This is a genomic window from uncultured Comamonas sp. (genome assembly GCF_964277875.1).
Taxonomy (GTDB): domain Bacteria; phylum Pseudomonadota; class Gammaproteobacteria; order Burkholderiales; family Burkholderiaceae_C; genus Comamonas; species Comamonas sediminis.
Window position 1 is genome coordinate 1 of sequence record NZ_CAXYJV010000035.1, and the last position, 15802, is coordinate 15802.

Genomic DNA, 15802 nt, shown 5'->3' on the forward strand with positions numbered 1-15802 from the left:
AGGTCGACGGTTCGAACCCGTTTTCCCGCTCCAGTTTCAAAGCTGGTGTGGATCCGTTCATGCTGGTTTTTGCGGGAATAGCTCAGTTGGTAGAGCGATACCTTGCCAAGGTATAGGTCGACGGTTCGAACCCGTTTTCCCGCTCCAACACATTGCGAAAAGAGCCTTTGGGCTCTTTTTTGCTTTTCGGCGTCTGCGTTCTGCACGCTAGCGCATGTTGCTGCCGCTGCACAGACCGGCACGAAGCCTGTCTTCGTTTACCCCTGGCGCATTCGCTGTCATGGGCACTGCGCGCATCTGCAGATGCTGGGGCTACCGTGTCCACACGGAGTTCCCGGGCTGTCTTCGTCCAACAGCGCAGCGGGAGCGGCTAGAATGGCAGGCTGCGTGCCTCGATGGTGAAATTGGTAGACACCCGGGACTTAAAATCCCGTGCCGCGAAAGTGGCGTGCCGGTTCGATCCCGGCTCGAGGCACCACCCGGATGATGCGTGGCTGGCGTTGGCGCGATGCTGCGGCAGACACGCCGGTGCGCTGGCGATGCGTGCACCCCACGATCGTCCGCACGGTCTTGCGGACCACCGCCTAAGCTGCGGCAGGCTGACGGTCATCGGCCAGCTTCCAAGAGCACTCTTTCTCTCTCCATCTCCACCTTCATTTCCGCAGCGTGCCTGCCGGCGCACGTCCTGCAGATCTTCCATCGCTGATAGTGACAGGTGCTACCCCATTGCGCGGGCCTCTTGATGACGGTGCGAGCGTTCGAAGGCCTGATCCGCACCGGCTTGCCATTCCACCACGGCGGTCGCACCGCAAACGGACCAGCGGCGCAGGGGGGCGTGCGTTATGCCAGGCGCGCGCATCCGCGCAGACCGCCGCGCTGGAATGTCCAGCCCCTTGCGCTGGGCCGCCATCTGCGGCACTTCAGTCGCGCAAATAGCTCTTTTTGCCACTGTCGGACAGGCAATAGCGTCCGCCGCGTGGACCCGTGCAATAGCGGTTGGCGCGGCAGGCGCAGTCCGTGCGGGAGGGTGTGGCATCGGTGACCAGCGGACGCAGGATTGGCGTGGCTGCGTCGGCGGCAGTGCAGACGCGCTTGGAGCCGCTGATGGAGCCGTCGCGGCAGACAAAGCGCGTTCCCGCACAGTGCGCGATGCCGCCTTTGCCGCCGCTGCAGGGGTAGTTGGCCGCTTCGGTCCCACTGGCCAGCACGCAGAGGAGCAGAACCAGGAGCGCACGGACGGTCGTCAGCATCGTTGCCATCTGCGTTGGACTCTTTGGAGTGCGTCATTCATCTGCATCTGCCCCTTGGTAGTGTGGGAATGCTACATCATTTTGTTACATTCCCCGGTCGCGTAGCTTAGACGCCCCCGGCATGCCCTTGGGGTTCAATGGTCGCCCGTGTCCGGTTTTTCCGCGCATGGCCGCGACTGCGGGCTTGCGGCGGTACCGTTCTCTTCCGGCGGCTGCAGTGCTCCCATCCAGCGAAAGGGGCGGTGATGGGCGCCTTGTTGGCGTGCCAATGCATCGACAGACTGCAGCCACTGCGCACATTCCCGGCTGGGCGTGTTCGCGCTGCGCTGGGTGCCCAGCCGGCTCAGAAAGCGGCCCAGCTCCCGGTGCCAGGCGGCGTAGTCGCCACAGCCATGTGTGCACCAGTGCGGGCGCGTGCCCAGCCAGGCCTTGATGCTGGGATGCTGGCTCAGCGCGCTGGTGTCGAGGATGCAATGCACATCCAGATGAGGCGGCAGCATGGCTTCGACTTCACGCAGGAAGACCAGAAACTCCTGGTGCCGGAGACGGGGCTTGCACTGCGCTGGCGGGCTTGTGCAGGGGCTGCTGAGTGCCTTGCACAGCGCCGTTGAGAGCGAATGCGGCCAACTGCCATGGTCGGTGAGGGCGTGGGATGGGCTGGCCTTGCGGGGAGCGGCGGGCAGGCTCAGCGGGCTCTTGGTGTCCAGGCAGATCACCAGCGCTCTGTCGCTGCCGCTCAGGTAGAGCGCAGCGGGGGCCTGCAGCTGCTCCAGCAGCAGCGGATCGCTGAAGAGCGCAAAGTGGGGACGGGACCTGGTTTTGCCCAGCAGCTGCAGATAGCGCGCCACGCTGCTCTTGGACATGCCCGTGCGCGCTGCCAGCGCGCGCACGCTGTCAGGTGCGGCGTCGCCAGAAGCGGTTGCCGCTGTGGTGATGGCAGCGATGGTTTGCAGCTGCCGGTCATCGATCGTGCGGGGCTTGCCCGGGCGCATGTTGTCATACAGGCCCACGACGCGGTGGCTGGCAAAGCGGCGCCGCCACTTGCCCACCGTCGCCTGCGTCAGTCCCATGCCCTGGGCGATCGCGGTGTTGCTGTCGCCTTCCACGCTGCGCAGGATGATCCGGGCGCGGGCCGCCAGATGGGCGGGCTGGCCTGCCTGGGTGGCCATGGTTTCGAGCTGTTCACGTTCCCGTTCAGTCAGTGTGATGCCTGACTTCGGTCTGCCTTTTTCCATGCTTGTTTCTCCGTGTCCGGGGATCTTCTGCGCTGTACGTTCCGAAGGCGTGGCGTGCGGATCGGCTCATGGTGTAAGGCGTTTTCGCGCGTCAGCGGCCTGCAGTCGACAAGACATTCCACCTGAGCACTCGCGCCGGCCCATGTTCAGACCGCGACAGCGGAGGAGGCAGCAGATCCCTTGCTATGTGTTGGGGCAGCGATTAATGCTGCTTATTTATTGGACAGATGAAATGATTACTCGCTAATTATGGCAAGTTATTCTGGGACGGTATCGAATATCGATTGCATATATATGTTGTGTAATTATGGGACGTTCCCTCGGACTAGGGGCTTGGGTCATGATTTCTATGGAATTATTGTGTTGACTGGCGTTGGTTGCAAAGGATTGTTCAATAACCTGTGGATGTCATCAATATGACAGTTGAAAAATTTCATCTGGCAACAAATTAATTTTGACAAATAAGCTCATTCAGTCTATTTAGGCAAGGAAACACTTTGTTAACATTTTAATAAAAATGGCATGTACATCGCGAAAACAGATAGATACCATTGCGCCGTTCAGTAATTGCGCTGCGCTGTCGCATGGCATGGTTTCTGAAATGACTGCATTTTCGTCCGAATGATCCATGAATGAGGAGCTCGCCTTGAATATCACAAATCACACCCCATCCGCTGTCGCAAGACTTTCCATGCCGGTGACCAAGCGCAAATCGCGCGGCCAGGGCATGACGGAATACATCATTATCTTGGGCTTGATTGCGATTGCCGCGATTGCCGCCTTCAGCTTTTTCGGCCAGACGGTGCGCAGCCAGGTTGCGGGTATGGCCAAGGAAGTGGGTGGTGAATCGGGCAAGGAAGGCATTACTGCGGCACAGGCAGCATCGGGCAAGGCGCTGACCAATGCCCAGAAGAACATGAATATGTCGACCTATACCGAGGGTGGTAACGACGGCGCCAAATAACAGCCGCTGTCGCAAACCGGTTGCGCTGCTGCGAAGCTGCAGGCGCCTGGCCCCAGCGTAAGCAGGTACTGCCTGCGGTGGGCGTCTGGTATTCAGTGCAAACCCTTGGGTGGGCCGGGTTGGGATAATGGCTTTACGCTATCAACGGGAGGGAGGGCCTCCGGAATCCAACGAATTACATAATAGTGGCCATCATGCATAAACCATGTTCGTATCGATTCGGGGATCGCGTACAAAAAGGGCAGGTGATTGTCTATTTGTTGGCCATGGTTCCGGTGGTCTGTCTCGGCATATTCCTGGTCTATAACACGGCCATTGTGACGCGAGACAAAATGAAGCTGCAAAACAATGCCGATGCGATGACGTATAGCGCTTCGACGGTATTTGCGCGGCAATTGAATTTTCTGGCCTATACCAATCGGGCCATGGCCGCAAATGAAGCGGGCGTCGCGATGCTGGCGAGCTTTCAAACGTCGGTGGGCATGGTGGTCAGCACGGCGGCCAATATCCAGGTGGCGCGGGTGGAGATCGAGGGGCAGAAGGGCGTGTGGAACCTGGCCCAGGCAGCAGCCGCTGCTGCACGCTATGACTTCATCAGCGCCATCAATTACCTGGTCAAGTGGGGCGGCAATGTGCAGGCGGCCGCCAAGTACCAGCGCCAGGCCAACAACATCGCCAAGGCCATCGAGCCGTCGGCCCGGCCGTTCCAGATCATGGTGGACGCGCTGCGGGTGCTCAACACCGCCATCTCTCTGGCCCAGGCGGCGACAACCGGCGCCAGCATTCCCGAGGCCATCGTCGTCGCCAAGGATGTGCTCAGCGACAACGACGACAAGGCCTATTTGCCGGTAGCGGCCAATGCACCGCTGATTGCCAGCTCGTCGCTGGAGTTTCTCAACTTCATCAAGCTCTACAGCACCACGTCGGACCGCCGCAACGACGAGGACGATTTTTTTGATGCGATGCGTTTTGCCCATGCGGCCCAGGCGACACGCGATGACTTCAGCAAGGACCGGCGCATTTTCCCGGGCCTGATCGGTCAGGGCATCAGCGGCATGCAAAACGAGGGCTCCAGTTTTGACCTCTCCAGCGGCCCGATAGCCACGGCCATGCAGGAGCTGCTCAAAGGCACGGTGTCGTGGAAGGGCGGCACCGAGCTGGTGGCCACCCGGGGCTCGGACCTGGCCGACGAGCGGGGCCGCATCCGCTGGCAATCAGCCGATTCGGTGAACATCTTCGGCGCCGGGGTGCTGCTGGGCGAGCGCTTTGTCGGCGATTTCGGGCTGGGCGCAGCCGCTGCCACGGGTGGCTCCGGCTATGCCGACAAGGGCTGGTCCGGCCACCGTCTGGCCTTGCGCTCCTACGACAAGAACTTCAAGCCGCGCAATGCCGATCCCGAGTACCAAAGCGATGAGAAGCGCAACTACGGCAAGCTGACCGCGGACGGCCTGTCCGACAGCGCCATCTATGCGGCGGGGCGCGACCGGGATGGCAACAATTTGCTGGTGCCTTATGCGGTGCTGCAGTTCAACTCGGCCTACAAGTACAAGCCGCGCACCGACATTGGGCTGGCCACCAGGAATTTCTCGCTGCCCCGCTACTGGGATGTGCGCCAGCTGCGCACGCTCAAGGGCCGGGACCAGGACAAATGGTATGGCGACCTGTCGATGACCAGCATCAACCCCCGCAAGTGGGGCAGCCTGACCGACAAGGGGCCGACCATCTCGGTGATGGTGGCGCGCCGGGGCAGCGATGTGCGCACTGGCGAACAAGCCGGCTTTGGCTATGCCAAGGACGACTACAGCATCGGCCTGCGCGACCGCATGCTGGGTGGCGACATGAGCGCGCTGTCTTCGGCCCAGCTGTATTTCAAGCGGCCGCAGGACCGCTGGCAGCGCCGCGACATGACCAAGGACCAGTACAAGTCGCTGCAGATCGCCGGCCGCACGATCAAGGTCGGCTTCACCGGTGGCTATATCGAGCACAAGAACCTGTTCTCCCCGTACTGGCAGGTCCACCATGTCGAGCCCTCCATCTGGGCGCGTGGCGTGGCCGTGGCCGGCTCCGCCCTGGGCGGGTCGGATGGCCTGTTTGGCGGCGGCGAGCCCGACAACCAGGATGCCGCGCAATGATGCTCCAGACTCCTCCGATGAAGGCGCTGCAGCGCCGTGCCCGGCACCGCGCGCAGCAGGGCAGCGCGCTGGTCGAGGTCACGTTGATCAGCGGTTTTGCGGCACTGCTGATGGCGGCCGTCCCGTTGATTGCCGACTACGGCCAGGCGCGCATGCAGGTCACGGCGGCGGCCAAGCTCAATGCCTGGCAGCGCGCGGTCTGGTTTCCCGCGGCGACGGAAACCGAGGTCATGTCGGCCGACCAGTACAAGGGCGCCAGCGGCGCCATCCGCAAGTCCGATGCCGAGCTGAGCAACGACCTGCGCCGCCATGTATTCCGCGATCCCATGCAGGACACCAACACGGGTGTGCATGGCGAGGCGGTGTCCGAGTTCACGTCGGGCCAGGCCCGCATGCCCGACTTCAACGAGTCGCTCAGCGCCAAGACCACCGCTGCACCACTGCCCTCGGTCGCGGCCTTCATGGATACCATCTTCTCCAAGGTCGGTGAGGTGCAGAACCTGGCCAAGGGCGAGTCGATCGCCAAGTTCCGCTTTGTCACCCAGGGCTATATGCGCACCGAGGTGGCACTGGAGCGGGGTGCCGGTTTTGCCGCTGCGCGCTTCCCAACCGAATTTGGCAAGGTGGAGTCGGCCTTGCACAAGAACGACACGCCGCTGCCGCTCAAGTTACAGATCAAGGACCATGTGACCATGCTGTCCGAGCCCTGGAGCGCCGGCGGCACGAACCGCGAGGAATCCAAGATCCAGGGGCTGGTGCCGATGAAGCTGCTGGACCGCCCGGAGTACCAGGATTTCCGCGCGCCACTGGGGCAGCTGGGCAGCACGCTCAAGTGGCTCTGGCCCACCTTTGACCACAACAAGCTCACGATGGGCCTGACGCCTGGCGATGCGCAGGAGAAGTCGGTGCCGCTCGACCGCTATGAGTGGCTGCAGAAGGTGCCTGCCAATGAGCACTACAACGACAACCCGGGCGAGCACGAGTGCGGACCGCTGGAGAAGCCCGACGGCAAGGACTGCTTCCGCTTCTACCGCGCGTTCCCGCCGCCGCCGGTCGTCAACACCTTGCCATGACGATGATGCTGTTGCACAGGCCCAGGCGTGGCGTGCGTGCTGTCCGCCGGCCAGCAGGGCTGTGGTTGCCGCTGGCCTGGCTGCTGCTGGCCGCGCTGGCCGCCGCCGTGCCGCTGGCAACCCGCGCCGCACCCGGCAGCGCCATTGCCTGGCCGGTCATCCTGTTTCCAGACAAGCATCTGTCGCCGTACTGGGTGGCCGAGTTGATCGTGCAGAACAAGATACCCATGCAGATCCAGGCCTTTGATATCGACGGCGACACCCGCCAGGCCCAGCGCTTCTACCAGGAATGGCTGGGGGGCAAGTCCGATTTCTCGGAAACCATGCTCGAAGGCATTCCGATCCTCGGCGCGCGCGATGGCCATTTCCGCATCACGGTCGAGTTCCGGCCGCTGCCCAGCGGCAAGCAGCAGGTGCGCATCTCGTCGGCCTGGCTGCATGGCGCGGTGCCGCAACTGGTCAGCGAGCAGCTGCAGCGCCGCAGCTACCTGGCCGTGCCGATGGGCACCGATGAGTTCTCCGACACCTTTTCGTTCGATGCTGACCGGGTCAACCGCACCACCGTCTGGGGCAATACCTTGAGCGTCGAGGCCAATGAGCTCTACATCCGCGAACAGGCGCTGGTGGCCGGCTGGACGGTGCTCAGCCGCAAGACCATCCAAGGCGGCACGCGCGCCCAGGTGGTGCTGCGGCGCGGCGGCCAGGAGGCGGTGATCGCTCTGGCCCACAACGGCGTGGGTTGCTCCATCGTCATCAGCAACACCTTGCCCCAGGCCTAGCCGTTTCCCGCATGCCGACACCGAACCTCCCACGCCCAGTTATCCGCAGCCGCCGGCAGTCGGGGCAGATCATGACCGAGTACGTGATCGTCGCGGGGGTGCTGGCGGCGGTGTTCTTCGCGCCCATGCCGGGGACCGACAAGTCGTTGTTTCAGCTGCTGATCGATGCCTTCCGCGCAGCCTGGGCTTCCTATTCCTACACGATCTCTTTGCCATGGTGACCCCAAACTCTCCCAAACCGAACCGTTTCTCCCGGCTGGCCAATGGTTCGCGCCGCGCCGCTCCGCTGATCGCCGCCATCACGCTCGGGGTCATCGCAGCCGGCCTGGGCTGGTACTACCTGAAGACCTCCGAGCGCGAGATCCAGGCCAACCTGGAATCCGAAGCCGAACGCCTGCGCACCGATGTGGTGGTGCCGATCCAGAACATTCCCGCCGGCACCGCACTGCAGCCCGAGATGGTGGCCAAGCGCAGCGTGCCCTCGGCCTATGTGCATGCCGATGTGCTGACGCCGGACATGATCGACGGCTTTCTGGGCCGCCAGCTGTCGGTGGACATCAGCGCCGGCAAGCCACTGCTGGCCAACTTTTTTGTGACGCCGCGCAAGCTGTTCTCCGAAGAGCTCGAAGCCGGCGTGCGTGCGGTGACCATTCCGGTCGATGAGGTCAGCACCATCTCGGGCATGCTGCGTGCGGGCGACCATATCGACTTCCTGTTCATCGCCGACAAGGATGGCGGCACCCAGGCCGAGGACGCCATCGTCGTGCCGCTGTTGCAGGACGTAGTCGTGCGCGCCACCGGCCAGATCACCTCCGAGCAGTTCTCCGAGCTGCGCAAGCGCCCCGACATCGCCAACACCGTCGATCCCTACCGCCAGCGCAGCTACACCACGGTGACCGTGGGCCTGCCGCCGGTCGATGCGCAGCGCCTGATCCTCGCGCAAAAGCTGGGCAAGATCGTCGCGGCACTGCGCAATGCCGATGACCGCCAGAAGCTCGACACCGGCACCAACGCCCAGCAGCTGGCCAGTTACATCGACAGCTTCCGCCCCCAGCGCCCCCCGGTTCGGACCCTGCCCAGCCGCACACCGGCGATGGTCGAGTACATCGTCGGCGGCAGCGGGGTCAAGACCCAGATGCAGACGCCGCTGGCGGCCTTGCTGGGTGCTGCGGCCGTTCCTGGCGCCAGCGTGCCGGCGCCCCAGGCGCCCGCCGTGGCCGGCTCCTACTGATCCCCGCTGCGTGCTGATCTATTCCCTGGCCTTGCTGTGCCGTTCGCTCCCTAGAGTTGGTAGACCATGAATTCCTTGATGATCCGTATGTCCCGTCCCCGTCCGGCCCTTCAGAACTGGGGTGCGACGGCTTGCACCGCGCTCGCGCTGGCCCTGCCTACGGCGCCGTTGTTGGCCGCACAGCCATCGGGCGGCACCACGCAGCCGGCAGCCACCGGTGCACTCGGTGATTTGCTGCGCGCTGCGCAAAGTGCCTCGCTGCAGGCGGAAGCCGAGCAGCGCGGCCAAGGGGGCGAGGGGGGCGATTTCGCCCGCGATACCGAGGGCCAGATGGCGCCTCTCACATCGCCTGGCTTTCGCACCTTGCCCACGGTCAGCGTCAACACCCAGGCTGGCGCAGATGCAACCAGCATCGGTGGCGTGCAGCCCCTGGTGATCAGGCACCTGCCGGCATCGCTGTCGCTCTATGTGGGGCAGATGACCCTGATCGAGCTGCGCGACGTCGTGCGCGTGGCCGTCGGCAATGGCAAGATCATGGAAGCGCGTGTCGTGGACCAGAAGAGCCTGCTGCTGACGGCGCTGGACGCCGGCGAAAGCACGGTCCATATCTGGCGCAAGGACGGCCAGGTCAGCAGCCTCAAGGCGCGCGTCAATGTGGTCGACCTGGACCGCATCGAAGGCGAAATCTCGATGCTGACCGCCGGCATCAGCGGGGTGAGCGTCTCGCGTGTCGGCGAAAAGATCATCCTCGACGGCGCCAACCTTGACCCCGCTGCGGTATCGCGGCTGCGGGAGATTGCGCGCATGTACGGACCGGCCGTCGTATCCTTCGCCACCTCGGAGCGCCTGCGTGTGGACCGCATGATCGAGATGGATGTGCGCATTGTGGAGTTCTCGCGCTCGGCGCTGGACGACCTGGGCATGAAGTGGGATACGACCGGTGGTGGTTTCAACTTTGGCCTGTTCTCCGATATCGCCTCCAACGGCGGCTACCGCATCCTGCCGGAGAACTCGCCCTTTCTGAACTTGGACAGCGGCTACGGCCAGGGCTTTCTGGACCAGCGCCGGCGCAAGGCGCGCTACTACTTTGGCCTGAGCACGGCGCTGACCTCGGCGATCAACCTGCAGGTGCAGCGCGGCAATGCGATGCTGCTGGCCTCGCCCAAGCTCACCACCCGCAGCGGCGGCGAGGCGCGCTTTCTCTCGGGCGGTGAAATCCCCTTGCCCGCGATGAGCGCGCTGGGTACCGGCTCGGTCAACTACAAGCCCTATGGCCTGCGCCTGCATGTCAAGCCGATGGCCGATGGCGCTGGCAACATCTCCGGCTCGATCCTGGCCGAGGTCAGCAACATCGACCAGTCGGTCTCGGTCGATGGCATCCCGGGGCTGCTGACGCGCCGCACCGAGAGCGAGTTCAATGTCGATGACGGCGACACCATCATCCTCTCGGGCCTGCTGAGCCGCCAGTCCTCGCGCGCCACCGATGGCCTGCCGGGCCTGCGCCATGTGCCGGTGCTGGGCTGGGCCTTCAAGAACAACAACGACAGCGACACCCAGATCGAGACCGTGGTGTTCATCACCCCGCGTGTGGTCACCGCGCGCGATTCGCGCCCCCGCCTGGAGCGCAGCCAGCAGATGGAGGAGCAGATCTCCAATGGCTTTACCGACCTGACCGAAGACCTCTACCGCAACTCCAGGAAGGCCGAGCCGCCGATGCCCGAGCGGGGTCTGGACCCCGACAGCTATTCGCACAACTGACGGCTGCGGCCGCTGATTCCGGAGAAGACCGTGCATAAGTTACTAGTCCATTCGCCCCGCCAGAAGGCGCAGGAGTTCGAACTCGGCGCCGAGACCTTCACCATCGGCAAATCCGCAGACCGCTCCCTGCACCTGACGGGCTGGAACGTGGCCCGCGACCATGCGGTGGTGATGCTGCATGACGGCGAGGTCTTCATCGAAGACCGGGGCAGCCTGTTTGGCACCTGGGTCAACAACGAGCGCGTGACCCGCTATGGCCCCTGCCGAGGGGGGGAGGAGGTGGTCGTCGGCGGGCACTCCATCATCGTGCTGCTCGATGAGAAGCTCGCGGGACCCCGCGAAGAATCCCAGGCACCGGACCCGGGCGCACCGCCTGCGCTGGAGCACCCGCGTCCCGCGCGCAGCCAGCCGCGCCAGGAAGACCCGCTGCTGCAGTGGCGCCGCCTGCTGCACCGCCAGCTGCTCGAGCAGCTGGAAGCGCGCCGCATCGACACCATCAAGATGAAGGACGACGAGCTGCGCTCCAACGTGCGCGCGCTGATTGCCGAGATCATCCGCGACACGCCCAACCTGCCCGAGACCATTGACCGCACCGAGCTGAGCCAGCAGCTGCTGGACGAGGCGATTGGCCTGGGCCCGCTGGAGGTGCTGCTGCAGGACGACTCGGTGACCGAGGTGATGGTCAACCGCTTTGACGAAATCTGGATCGAGCGGCGCGGCCGCCTCGAGCGCACCGATGTGTCCTTCACCAGCGACCTGGCGGTCAACGGTGCGATCGAGCGCATCGTGACGCCGCTGGGCCGGCGGATCGACGAGAGCTCGCCGATGGTCGATGCGCGCCTCAAAGACGGCTCGCGCGTGAACGCCATCATCCCGCCGCTGGCGATTCGCGGCCCCAGCATCACCATCCGCAAGTTTCCGAAGAAGCGCATGGGTGCAGAGGGCATGGTGCAATACCAGTCGATCTCGCAGGCCATGGTCGACTTTCTGCAGCTGGCGGTGGAGAACAAGCTCAACATCGTGGTCTCGGGCGGCACCGGCACCGGCAAGACCACGTTGCTGAACATGATGTCCAATTTCATCCCCAACGACGAACGCATCCTGACGGTGGAGGATGCGGCCGAGCTCTCGCTGAACCAGCCCAACCTGGTGTCGCTGGAGGCACGCCCGGCCAACGTCGAAGGCAAGGGCGCCGTGTCGATCCGGGACCTGGTCAAGAACTCGCTGCGGATGCGCCCGGACCGCATCGTCGTCGGCGAGTGCCGCAGCGGCGAGGCGCTGGACATGCTGCAGGCCATGAACACCGGCCACGACGGCTCGCTCACCACCTTGCATGCGAACTCGCCGCGCGATGCCGCAGCCCGCATGGAAGTGCTGGTGACGATGGCGGGCATGAACATTCCCGTCACCGCCATCCGCGAGCAGATCGCATCGGCGATCCACCTGATGGTGCAGCTCACCCGCTTTCCCTGCGGCAGCCGCAAGGTGACCCAGATCACCGAGGTGCTCCACTGCACCGATGGCGTGATCCAGATGCAGGACATCTTTGTGTTCCGCAAGACCGGGCTGGATGCCGAGTTCCGCACCCAGGGCCGGTTCGAGGCCACCGGGGTGATCCCGGACTTTGTCTCCAGGCTGGTGGAACACGGAGTACCGGTGAACATGGAGGAGTTGTTCTTCCAGGGAGAGCCGGTATGAAGAATTGGCAGTTCTTCGGCTTTCTGCTGGCAGCTGCCGGCTTTGTGGTGCTCTCGGGCTGGCTGGTCTACAGCCGCCTGGGCGAGTGGCGCAACCGGTCCAACGTCTACCTGCGCGGCCGCGGCCTCCGGATCCTGGGCATCTCGGAGTTCCATGCGCAAAAGGCGCTGACCCTGGCCACCGGCCATATGGCCATGGTGGTGGTGGCCGGCATCCTTGCCTACCTGGTGGCCCGCAACTGGTTGCTGGTGGTGGTGGTCTGCGGCGCCGTGTACTTTCTGCCGGCGCGCTACTTTGCCTGGCAGCGCAAGAAGCGGCGCGAACGCATCGAGGCCGAGCTGCCCGATGCCTTGCTCTTCATTGCCAGCGCATTGCGCGCCGGCAGTGCACTGTCGGTGGCGCTGCAGATTCTGGTGCGTGACCAGAAAGGCCCGCTGGGCGATGAGTTCGCGATTGTGCTCAAGGAGCAGCGCATTGGCCTGTCTTTTGACGACGCGGTGCAGAACATGGCGCGGCGCATCCAGATTCCGGACTTCATGCTCGTGGTGGTGGCCTTGCGGGTGGCCAAGGAAGTGGGGGGCAACCTGTCCGAGCCGCTGCAGCTGCTGGCCGAGACCCTGCGCAAGAAAGCCATGCTGGAAGGGCGCATCAAGGCGCTGACGGCGCAAGGCCGCATCCAGGGCCTGGTGATGACCATGTTCCCCGTGGTGCTGGGCGGCATTCTGTACCTGATGCAGCCGACCATGCACCTGCTGTTTGTCACCCCCATCGGCTGGGGGGTACTGGCCGTGATGATCGTGATGCTCACCCTGGGCTATATGTCCATCAAGAAAATTGTCGCCATCGACATCTGAGCCATGAAAAACGCCATTCTGCTCGCCGCCATCTTTCTGTCCGCTGTGATGGCGGCCATCATCCTGCTGTACTTCGTGGCCATTGTGCGCAAGGCCCGGCCGTCGGTGCGCGAGCACATGGACCCGCTTCCATGGGGCATCCGGCTCATCTGGCCGGCGGTCAACGTGCTGCAGTTCCATGTCTCGGAGATCGCGCCCACCTCCAGCCTGCTGCGCTGGAAGCGCAAGCTGCAGCTGGCCGGCCTGGAGTATGTGCTCAAGGCCGAGGAGATCATCGCCGTGCGCGTGATCGCGATGACGGCGGTGGCGCTGGCCTTCACCGGCGCGGCGATGGCACTGAAGATCGATGGGCAGTGGGTGCGCCTGGCCTGCCTGGCAGGCCTGCTGTTGGGCTGGATGCTGCCGGCTATCTGGGTCAACGACCGCAAGAAGCGCCGCGACAAGGAAGTGCTGCGCACCTTGCCCGGCTACCTCGATCTGATCACCTTGTGCTGCCAGGCCGGTCTGGGCTTGACGGCGGCGATCTCGCAGGCGGTGCAGAAGGGACCCAGCGGCGCCATGCACGAAGAGCTCGAGCGCCTGCTGCGCGAAATGCGCACGGGCATGAGCCGTACCGAGGCCTTCAACGCGATGGCCGAGCGCATGGACAACAAGCATGTGCGCGGCCTGGTCTCCAACCTGACGCAGGCCGAATCGCTGGGTGCCAGCGTGACCGACACCCTGGTCGCCATCTCCGAGCAGCGCCGTACCGAGCGCTTCCAGCACGCCGAGAAACTGGCGATGGAAGCGCCCGTGAAGATGCTCGGTCCGCTGGTGATCTTTATCTTTCCGGTCACCTTCATGGTGATCTTTTTTCCACTCGCGGTGCAGATGTACCAGACCTTGAAATGAAGGTGCCCGGCATGCCAGCACTCAAAGCACAGGTGGCCGAGCGCTTTTCCGAACGCGCCTTTGGCCTGATCTTTCGTCCGCCGCCCGGCAGTGGCGAGGCGCTGGTGTTCGAGCGCTGCGCGGCCGTGCATACCTGCTTCATGCGCTACGCGATCGATGTGGTGTTTGTCGATGCGCAGCAGCAGGTGCTGCGCATCAGCGCCGGCCTGGCGCCTTGGCGCATGGCCTGGTGCCGGGGCGCTCAAGGTGTGCTGGAGCTGCGCAGCGGCGAGGCTGCGCGCCTGGGGCTGGCACCGGGCCAGCGGCTGCAACTGTGTTGAAAGGGGTTGACATGCGCATGACGCTCAAGCCTGCAAGCCGCGCCCGGCAGCGCGGCGTGTCGATGACGGAGACCTTGATCGCGCTGCCGGTGGTGCTGGTGTTCACGCTGTCGCTGGTCCAGTTTGCGCTGATCTACCGCGCCAGGCTGACCTTGCAGTACGCCGCCAACGAGGCTGCGCGTGTGGGCTCGCTCAACAATGCGCTGCCGCTGCCCTATGACCTGCGCATTCCGCTGGCCAAGAAGGGCATGCTGGCCGACGTGAGCCTGGGCAACGTCAAGTCCGCACTGACCAAGGGCAGCGTCTGGCAAGGTTTTGTGCGCGGCATGATGCCGCTGTATGTGTCGGACGCCAGTGTCTCGAGCCTGCTCAGGGGCTGGGTCAACACCAACACCGATTTGATCCAGGGCAGCTGCATCGAGTATGTCAACCCGACGCAGAACACTTTTCTGGACTGGGCGATGGTGGAGAACTATGGCGAATCGCGGGGCATCGTTCGCATCCCCAACGACAGCCTGCGCTACCGCAAGCCGTTGCCCTATGAGCGCGATGCGCGTACCGGCGCGACCGACACCTACAACGGCGACACCCCGAATCTGGAAGATGCGCGGCTGCGCGGTGCGGTCTCCAACAAGACCTTGGGCGAGACCAATATCCTGCACCTGCGGGTGCACTACGGCTACAAGCTCAGCGTGCCGATTGCCGGGCCCATCATCATCAAGGCGATGCAGGGCTACCGCTATGTCTCCAGGCACATCGGCTCGGTGCTGACGACCGGCGACGACGTGCCCGGTGCCGATGCCACCGGTGTCTCGGCCATCGATGCGTTCTTTCTGTCGAACGACCGCTTTCCGCTGACGCAGGAGGCCTCGGTCGGCATGCAGTCGTCCCTGTACTGGCATCCCTTCTATTCCTTTGGGCCGGCGCGCGATACCTCGGACCTCAATGCCAGCTTCAAATGGGATGTGGCCGACGGCAACAGCGGCCTGGGCGACTATGCGACCCTGGTGCCCGACCTGGTCGGCAATATCCGCAACGGGGCGCAGTGGGTGACCGCGCATGTGGGCAATGCAGCGCTTGATGGCCTCCAGGACGTGGTGGGCCTGCGCAATGCCTTCTGCCCTGCAATCTGGACAAATCCGATGGGGGTGGAGAATGTTCCCAATCCATTCGATGCGGCACGCTGACGGGGCATTGACGGCAGCGGCCGTGCTGCTGCTGTCTGCCGCGCTGGGCGCTTTGCCAGCCGGTGCGCAGACGGTGTGCAAGGATGAGGGCGTGGAATACATCCTTGGCGGTGCCGCCGCCGCCGGACCCGGTTGCAAGGCCGCAGTTGCAACGCCCGCGCGCCGCACGCTGCGCACGGTCGCATCCGCACCTGCCCCAATCCACACCCGGTCGCCAAGCCCACGCCCGCCTGAGCGCGCAGCTTTTGGCCAGGACGAGCGCCGCCTTATCCTGGAGACCGAGCTGAAAAAGGCCCAGCAGGTGCTGCAGGGCTTCTCCCAGGCCCTGGGAGGATCGGCCGCCAGCGCGGCACCGGCCGACCAGACCCGCGCGCTGGCCGATGTGCGCGCGTTGACTGCCGAGCTGGCGCGCCTGCCACCGGCCCGCTGA

Annotated in this window: 15 protein-coding genes and 2 tRNA genes; 15 read left to right on the top strand and 2 right to left on the bottom strand. The window is 64.2% G+C overall.

Annotated elements, in window-relative coordinates; translation table 11 throughout:
- Positions 1-71 precede the first annotated feature (71 nt).
- A tRNA-Gly gene (locus tag ACHWUQ_RS12580) sits at positions 72-147 on the top strand.
- A 242-nt stretch (positions 148-389) separates the two neighbouring features.
- Positions 390-478, top strand: a tRNA-Leu gene (locus ACHWUQ_RS12585).
- A 442-nt stretch (positions 479-920) separates the two neighbouring features.
- Here ACHWUQ_RS12585 and ACHWUQ_RS12590 read toward each other — a convergent pair.
- Together ACHWUQ_RS12590 and ACHWUQ_RS12595 are read right to left on the bottom strand one after the other, a co-directional pair.
- Positions 921-1259: a hypothetical protein gene (locus tag ACHWUQ_RS12590; protein ID WP_394681341.1), complete on the bottom strand. Its 339-nt coding sequence runs from the start codon at positions 1257-1259 to the stop codon at positions 921-923.
- Positions 1260-1384: 125 nt separating this feature from the next.
- Entirely contained in the window at positions 1385-2419 is a 1035-nt protein-coding gene (locus tag ACHWUQ_RS12595) for a helix-turn-helix domain-containing protein (RefSeq protein WP_394681342.1), read from the bottom strand.
- A 712-nt stretch (positions 2420-3131) separates the two neighbouring features.
- On the opposite strand from ACHWUQ_RS12595, the gene ACHWUQ_RS12600 reads away from it, so the two are divergent.
- From ACHWUQ_RS12600 to ACHWUQ_RS12660, 13 genes are all read left to right on the top strand, one after another.
- Positions 3132-3449 (top strand): pilus assembly protein, encoded by a 318-nt coding sequence (locus ACHWUQ_RS12600; RefSeq protein ID WP_373450503.1) that lies wholly within the window; start codon positions 3132-3134, stop codon positions 3447-3449.
- A 332-nt stretch (positions 3450-3781) separates the two neighbouring features.
- Entirely contained in the window at positions 3782-5581 is a 1800-nt protein-coding gene (locus tag ACHWUQ_RS12605; protein ID WP_312530905.1) for a hypothetical protein, read from the top strand.
- Positions 5581-6654 (top strand): hypothetical protein, encoded by a 1074-nt coding sequence (locus ACHWUQ_RS12610; RefSeq protein ID WP_312530903.1) that lies wholly within the window; start codon positions 5581-5583, stop codon positions 6652-6654. Before ACHWUQ_RS12605 ends, ACHWUQ_RS12610 begins: the two co-directional genes overlap by 1 nt.
- A gap of 2 nt (positions 6655-6656) precedes the next feature.
- The gene (locus ACHWUQ_RS12615; protein ID WP_394681343.1) at positions 6657-7433 is read left to right on the top strand and encodes a hypothetical protein; all 777 of its coding nucleotides are present in this window, start codon (positions 6657-6659) and stop codon (positions 7431-7433) included.
- A gap of 71 nt (positions 7434-7504) precedes the next feature.
- Complete coding sequence (locus tag ACHWUQ_RS12620) at positions 7505-7654, top strand: hypothetical protein (protein WP_394681344.1); 150 nt, start codon at positions 7505-7507, stop codon at positions 7652-7654.
- Positions 7648-8664: a Flp pilus assembly protein CpaB gene (cpaB, locus tag ACHWUQ_RS12625; RefSeq protein ID WP_394681345.1), complete on the top strand. Its 1017-nt coding sequence runs from the start codon at positions 7648-7650 to the stop codon at positions 8662-8664. Before ACHWUQ_RS12620 ends, cpaB begins: the two co-directional genes overlap by 7 nt.
- An 87-nt stretch (positions 8665-8751) precedes the next feature.
- A complete protein-coding gene (locus ACHWUQ_RS12630; protein ID WP_394681346.1) occupies positions 8752-10422 on the top strand; it encodes a type II and III secretion system protein family protein in 1671 nt (556 codons plus the stop codon).
- A 30-nt stretch (positions 10423-10452) separates the two neighbouring features.
- Entirely contained in the window at positions 10453-12120 is a 1668-nt protein-coding gene (locus tag ACHWUQ_RS12635; RefSeq protein ID WP_239809098.1) for an ATPase, T2SS/T4P/T4SS family, read from the top strand.
- Positions 12117-12974 (top strand): type II secretion system F family protein, encoded by an 858-nt coding sequence (locus ACHWUQ_RS12640; protein ID WP_394681347.1) that lies wholly within the window; start codon positions 12117-12119, stop codon positions 12972-12974. Before ACHWUQ_RS12635 ends, ACHWUQ_RS12640 begins: the two co-directional genes overlap by 4 nt.
- Positions 12975-12977: 3 nt before the next feature.
- Complete coding sequence (locus tag ACHWUQ_RS12645; RefSeq protein WP_239809096.1) at positions 12978-13865, top strand: type II secretion system F family protein; 888 nt, start codon at positions 12978-12980, stop codon at positions 13863-13865.
- A gap of 11 nt (positions 13866-13876) precedes the next feature.
- Entirely contained in the window at positions 13877-14185 is a 309-nt protein-coding gene (locus ACHWUQ_RS12650; RefSeq protein WP_239809095.1) for a DUF192 domain-containing protein, read from the top strand.
- Between the two features lie 11 nt (positions 14186-14196).
- Positions 14197-15372 (top strand): TadE/TadG family type IV pilus assembly protein, encoded by a 1176-nt coding sequence (locus ACHWUQ_RS12655; protein WP_394681348.1) that lies wholly within the window; start codon positions 14197-14199, stop codon positions 15370-15372.
- Complete coding sequence (locus ACHWUQ_RS12660) at positions 15359-15802, top strand: hypothetical protein (protein WP_394681349.1); 444 nt, start codon at positions 15359-15361, stop codon at positions 15800-15802. The genes ACHWUQ_RS12655 and ACHWUQ_RS12660 overlap by 14 nt, the downstream gene beginning before the upstream one ends.

What these genes read in the sequence shown, in the direction of transcription:
- ACHWUQ_RS12590 (WP_394681341.1), bottom strand. Translation starts at nt 1,259, where the DNA reads ATGGCAACGATGCTGACGACCGTCCGTGCGCTCCTGGTTCTGCTCCTC.
- ACHWUQ_RS12595 (WP_394681342.1), bottom strand. Translation starts at nt 2,419, where the DNA reads ATGGCCACCCAGGCAGGCCAGCCCGCCCATCTGGCGGCCCGCGCCCGG.
- ACHWUQ_RS12605 (WP_312530905.1), top strand. Translation starts at nt 3,782, where the DNA reads ATGAAGCTGCAAAACAATGCCGATGCGATGACGTATAGCGCTTCGACG.
- ACHWUQ_RS12610 (WP_312530903.1), top strand. Translation starts at nt 5,581, where the DNA reads ATGCTCCAGACTCCTCCGATGAAGGCGCTGCAGCGCCGTGCCCGGCAC.
- ACHWUQ_RS12615 (WP_394681343.1), top strand. Translation starts at nt 6,657, where the DNA reads ATGATGCTGTTGCACAGGCCCAGGCGTGGCGTGCGTGCTGTCCGCCGG.
- ACHWUQ_RS12620 (WP_394681344.1), top strand. Translation starts at nt 7,505, where the DNA reads ATGACCGAGTACGTGATCGTCGCGGGGGTGCTGGCGGCGGTGTTCTTC.
- cpaB (WP_394681345.1), top strand. Translation starts at nt 7,648, where the DNA reads ATGGTGACCCCAAACTCTCCCAAACCGAACCGTTTCTCCCGGCTGGCC.
- ACHWUQ_RS12630 (WP_394681346.1), top strand. Translation starts at nt 8,752, where the DNA reads ATGTCCCGTCCCCGTCCGGCCCTTCAGAACTGGGGTGCGACGGCTTGC.
- ACHWUQ_RS12640 (WP_394681347.1), top strand. Translation starts at nt 12,117, where the DNA reads ATGAAGAATTGGCAGTTCTTCGGCTTTCTGCTGGCAGCTGCCGGCTTT.
- ACHWUQ_RS12645 (WP_239809096.1), top strand. Translation starts at nt 12,978, where the DNA reads ATGAAAAACGCCATTCTGCTCGCCGCCATCTTTCTGTCCGCTGTGATG.
- ACHWUQ_RS12650 (WP_239809095.1), top strand. Translation starts at nt 13,877, where the DNA reads ATGCCAGCACTCAAAGCACAGGTGGCCGAGCGCTTTTCCGAACGCGCC.
- ACHWUQ_RS12655 (WP_394681348.1), top strand. Translation starts at nt 14,197, where the DNA reads ATGCGCATGACGCTCAAGCCTGCAAGCCGCGCCCGGCAGCGCGGCGTG.
- ACHWUQ_RS12660 (WP_394681349.1), top strand. Translation starts at nt 15,359, where the DNA reads ATGCGGCACGCTGACGGGGCATTGACGGCAGCGGCCGTGCTGCTGCTG.